The organism is Kistimonas scapharcae, assembly GCF_039540975.1.
Classification (GTDB): Bacteria; Pseudomonadota; Gammaproteobacteria; order Pseudomonadales; family Endozoicomonadaceae; genus Kistimonas; species Kistimonas scapharcae.
In genome coordinates, this window is record NZ_BAABFL010000328.1 from 1 (window position 1) to 5,256 (window position 5,256).

At 48.3% G+C, this 5,256-nt stretch carries 4 protein-coding genes; 2 read left to right on the top strand and 2 right to left on the bottom strand.

Annotated elements, in window-relative coordinates:
* The first annotated feature begins 81 nt into the window (after nucleotides 1-81).
* Together ABD892_RS11850 and ABD892_RS11855 are read left to right on the top strand one after the other, a co-directional pair.
* Entirely contained in the window at nucleotides 82-1,137 is a 1,056-nt protein-coding gene (locus tag ABD892_RS11850; RefSeq protein WP_345195891.1) for an ankyrin repeat domain-containing protein, read from the top strand.
* A gap of 156 nt (nucleotides 1,138-1,293) precedes the next feature.
* A complete protein-coding gene (locus ABD892_RS11855) occupies nucleotides 1,294-1,965 on the top strand; it encodes a hypothetical protein (RefSeq protein WP_345195892.1) in 672 nt (223 codons plus the stop codon).
* On the opposite strand, the gene mutL is transcribed toward ABD892_RS11855, so the two are convergent.
* Together mutL and ABD892_RS11865 are read right to left on the bottom strand one after the other, a co-directional pair.
* Nucleotides 1,962-3,860 (bottom strand): DNA mismatch repair endonuclease MutL, encoded by a 1,899-nt coding sequence (mutL, locus tag ABD892_RS11860; RefSeq protein ID WP_345195894.1) that lies wholly within the window; start codon nucleotides 3,858-3,860, stop codon nucleotides 1,962-1,964. The genes ABD892_RS11855 and mutL overlap by 4 nt on opposite strands.
* Before the next feature lie 97 nt (nucleotides 3,861-3,957).
* Nucleotides 3,958-4,626: an energy-coupling factor ABC transporter permease gene (locus tag ABD892_RS11865; protein WP_345195895.1), complete on the bottom strand. Its 669-nt coding sequence runs from the start codon at nucleotides 4,624-4,626 to the stop codon at nucleotides 3,958-3,960.
* Nucleotides 4,627-5,256 lie beyond the last annotated feature (630 nt).

Below are 5,256 nucleotides of genomic sequence, written 5' to 3' on the forward strand. Positions count from 1 at the left end.
CAGGCGGTAATGGGAACATGGGGATGAGCTTAGGCGGCAGAACGTGAAATCGCCTTATGTACCGGTTTTTGAGTACTTACCATGGAAAATACTTCTCTTGATCAGCCGATCGTTAAAAAGAAGAAGAAGAAGAAAAGATCTGAAGCGTCCGAGATGGAGTGCGAGCCTCCTCCGCTACAAGCAGAAGCAACAACCCCCAAGTACTTTGTAGAAACGCAACCCCAAGCACGTGAAGAACGTCGTCCTGCACCTGCAAGGTTTAAGCTCTACATGAATAAAGGCCAAACAGCCAAGGCGTTAAAAGTACTGACACCAGAAGATATAGACACCGATATGGGTCCTCCCTGCCACTTATCGCCATTAATGACATTAATATCTCACCCGCATGGAATAGATGACAAAATGCTCCGTATACTTACTGAAAAAGGACAAGATGTTAATAAATGTACAAGATGCATATTTCATGATCAGACTGTTGACATCACTCCGTTAATGTATGTCATCCACCTTTATTTTTATGTAAAAGAAAAGGGGAATTTAGAGAAACCAATGAGAGACTCTATGTCAGCACTTTTAAAAGCTGGCGCAAATGTGAACCTTCTATCCCAATACCCAGTTCCAAGAGAGATAAGAAAGCCAGATGATAATACACTTTCAGCAACGCCTTTAGCATTCGCAATCAGCAACTATAGCAACGCCCTGATTCCAGAACTCTTACAATATGGTGCTGATGCCAACATTCCAACATCACAAGGCTATGCCCCTATACATATTATCTGCAAATATCTGGATCCCGATGCTATGGAGATGCTTTTTACTCATCACCCTTTACCTGAAAAAATCAACACAAACCAGATTTTAGAGACTGACGAAGATAAGGAATCCTCTCTTCACCTATTGGCATTCAGCTTAATTCTGAATATAGAAAAAAGCCAGCATGACCCCGCAAAAGTTGACTCATGTATTTCTTACGCAGAAAGAATAATAAACACCCTAAAGCTATACGGCATTGATTTTTCTGCTAAAACAGAAGATGGCTCTACCGCAGACAAATTGGTACAAGAATTATTAGATGACCTACCTGAGCTGACGTCCACCCGGCAAAAAGAAAAAATCCTCAAATTATTCAGGAATTAATTTTTTACCATGCGGCTTAAAAATGTTTTTTAAGCCGCATTTATTTTCTGCACAACAATTCAAACAGCATCTAAACATTCATAAAAATTGATTTATTATTCTTCACCACACCGATAAAATACCTACCTTTCCATTTTTTTAACACTCAATCAATTAATGGCTAATTTCAATACCCACCTAAGCCTCGCGGGCATTGGCAGTGGTTTACTTGCCAGTGCAGCTATAGCTGCAGGTGTCTCGACAACCAGTGAAGGCATGGTGCTCTGGCTTACCGGCACGCTTGGCGGCCTGCTACCGGATGTGGATGCCGATAACTCTTCATCCCTGAAAGTGGTATTTAACTGTATTGCCTTGCTGTTGACGGTGGTGATTATTGTACGCCTCAGTCACACCCAGCCACTGACACAAGTCTGGTTGATTATATTAGGCGTCTATCTCTGTCTGCGCTGGCTCGCATTACCGCTGTTCAAACAATTTACGGTACACCGCGGCAGTTGGCATTCGCTGTTGACCGGCCTGACGCTCAGCTTACTTGTGACGGATATCGCCTGGCATGTGATCGGTGTCAGTGCCACCTTTGCCTGGCTGCTGGGAATCTTTCTGGGGTTTGGCTTCCTGATCCACCTGTTGCTGGATGAAATCTACGCGTTTGACATTTCCGGTACCCGCTTCAAGCGCTCATTCGGGTCTGCCTGCAAACCCATTCCCATCAGTCAGCCGGTAGTATCCGGTGCGTTATTGTTCATTTGCGCCGTTCTGATTGCCTGGCTCCCACCACTTTCCGTCCTGAAAGCCAGCATTGTCACCTTTAAATCGATTCCACTTTAACGGCCACGCAAAAACAACTTGTCCAATTCATCCAGAGAAAGCTGCGTCCAGGTCGGACGCCCGTGGTTGCACTGACCACTGCGCTCTGTGTGCTCCATATCACGCAGCAGCGCATTCATTTCCGGTACCGTTAGACGACGATTGGCACGTACAGAACCGTGGCAGGCCATGGTAGCCAGCAATTCGTTGATATGGGCTTCGATACGATCACTGGAGCCATGTGTAGTGAAATCCGCAATCACATCGCGCACGAGTTTTTCGACATCCGCGCCGCGCAGCAACGCAGGTATCTGTCGTACGACCAGTGTTTCAGGTCCCATACGCTCAAGGACAAAACCGAGACGACGAATCTGTTCGTCATGTTCTTCGGCGGCATCCGCTTCTCGAGTACTAACGGCCAGCGAATCAGGTACCAGCAACGGTTGTGTTGTAATCCCCTGCTCATGCCAGGCCGTTTTCATGCGCTCATAGGTGATGCGTTCATGGGCAGCATGCATATCCACCAGCACCAGTCCGTGCTGGTTTTCAGACAGAATGTAAATGCCTTTCAGCTGGGCAACAGCAAACCCTAATGGCGGAATATCTTCATCATCACCAGCAGTTTGTCCAATCACAGGGTCGCTGGACGCTTCAACAGGTTCATGCAGGTTACGGTAAGCATTCAATTGCTCGCGCACCGGCATCGATTCAGGTTTACGCTCTGCTGAAAAGCTGTAACTCTGGCGCGCAGGTGATGCACTCCCTCCTGCAGACAACGAAGACGAAGCAAAAGAAGAAGCGCCAGAAGACGGCTGCTGCAATACCATCCGTCCCTGCCCACTGAATTCACCGGCATCAATCCCGCTGATCGTCGCTGATTTGGACTGTGCAACCGGAGGCAACTGATCTTCCGGACGCACTGCTGCCAGCACCCGGTTAAGCGTGCTGTAGAGGAAGTTATGCACCATGCGGCCATCCCGGAAACGCACTTCATGCTTTGTCGGATGCACATTCACATCCACCTGCGCCGGATCCAGTTCCAGAAACAGCACAAACACCGGATGACGGCCACCATAGAGTACATCCCGGTAAGCCTGACGAACCGCATGCGCCACCAGCTTATCTTTAACGGTACGACCATTGACGTAAAAATACTGCAGATCAGCCTGGGCACGGGAAAACGTCGGCAAGCCGACCCAACCCCAAAGACGCAACCCCGAAGCCTCAACATCCACCGCCACGGCATTCTCAATAAACTTCGCCCCGAAGATGCTGGCAACACGCCGCTCTTTTTCCGCCTGAGTTTTCGCCGGACGCAGCTGGTGAATCACTCGCTGGTTATGGCGCAGGGTAAACCCGACATCGTAACGGCTCAGTGCCAGCCGTCGGATCACTTCTTCCAGGTGGCTGAACTCCGTCTTTTCAGTACGCAAAAACTTGCGCCGTGCTGGTGTATTAAAAAAGAGGTCACGGACTTCGACCGTGGTGCCGACCGGATGCGGCGCCGGTTTCTGCACCGTTTCCATATCACGCCCTTCAGCAAACACCTGCCAGCCGGATTCCTGCCCTTCCACGTTGGACGTCAGGGTCAGGCGGGCCACGGAACTGATACTGGCCAGCGCTTCCCCCCGGAAACCCAACGTCCCTACCGCTTCCAGGTCTTCCAGAGCGCTGATCTTGCTGGTCGCATGCCGACTCAGTGAAAGCGCCAGGTCATCCTGGGGAATCCCGTGGCCGTTGTCGCGAATCTTGATCTGTTTAACACCACCGGCTTCCACATCCACTTCGAGGCGATCTGCATCCGCGTCCAGGCTGTTTTCCAGCAATTCCTTAACCACGGATGCCGGACGCTCCACCACCTCACCGGCGGCGATCTGGTTGGCTAGACGGGGGCTTAACAAATGGATTCTGCGCATGATACTCGGCAACGGAAAGCACTCTGTGAATTCAGCCCAACATTATGCACCACTGCCGACAGGAGTCGTAGCGCAAGCCGGAAAATATCCGGGACGCTTAACGGCCGAGGTATTTTTCCTCATTGAAGGTACGCACAATATCTGGCGCAAATACGGTAGCAGCGGTTACCACTGTGCCATTGAGAAACCCTTCCGGGAAGGACAGCATAAACAGGTAGGGAGCAATATTTGCCAGGGAAGTATGCAGCAATTCGGCTCCTGGCCAGAATGACAGTCCGATCAAGACAGTCGCACTGACGATAACCGACAATATTGCACCGATAAAACCACCCCCCAGCATATAGGCATACAGGTTTGTAGACGGCAGTTGCTCAATAATCCAGAGTATCAGACGGCTAACAGTCGCTGGTAAAACCACAATAACCAGCAGATTAACACCCAGACTATATCCATCTCCCAGCCCCAGCAAAACAAGGCAAAACTGAGCAATACATCCCGCAATTACCGCAAGACTCCAGCCAAACAGTACGACAACTGCTGTAATACCCAGCATATGGATGGTAATACCGGATCCAGACAACCGAACCCCGAGTATCCAACAGCCTGTCAACATCAGCATGGCGGCATACAGGCAGTGTTGACGAGAGGCCTTTGCCTTAAGAGCACGCCAAGGGGCTGCCATCGACGCCAGAAACAGCGATATCAACGCCAGAATCAAGCAACTGTAGTTAAGACTTTCAGGAACCAGTGTTTCATTGATCAGCATAAGAGTAAGACCGAGTTTCCTGCCTGTTCATTACGCCTGTATAACAAATCGATAAGGGAATACCAAATGCATTACAGATCAGCTTTAAACACGATATCAATATAACCATTTTGTTATGAACCTTTATTCCATAATACTGACAAATAACCAATATCTATCCAGATAGTTACAATAAAAAAACATGATTACCACAAAGGAACCTGTTTTTGAGGGCATAAGGTGACACACTTTCCCAAGTATACCGTAGTGACAAACCTTGGTTATCAACTGAAAATATCCGATCAAGAAAGTCTAACGTCATTTGCCGAGGCGCTATGTCCATGTGGAAAGGCACGAATTTACGAAACACTAACAACAACCACTTGTTGCAGTAAATCAATCTGTCCATCTTGCTTTAAAGATGCAAAAAAAAGACGTATTTCAATAATGCCTTCAGGAATAAAAGCTTCACATTTTTTTAAATGTCCATGGTGTAGAGAAGAAAGCAGCCCTTTACCCTACCATGCAATGCAATTCATGGTTCCTGAGAAAGCGTCTGTAATTGCATCACTAGGAGCTGTTGACGTTTCACATTGGTAACCAGACAAAAGCACAAGCCAGAGCTACGACACTGACAAAGTTTCGCTTTAG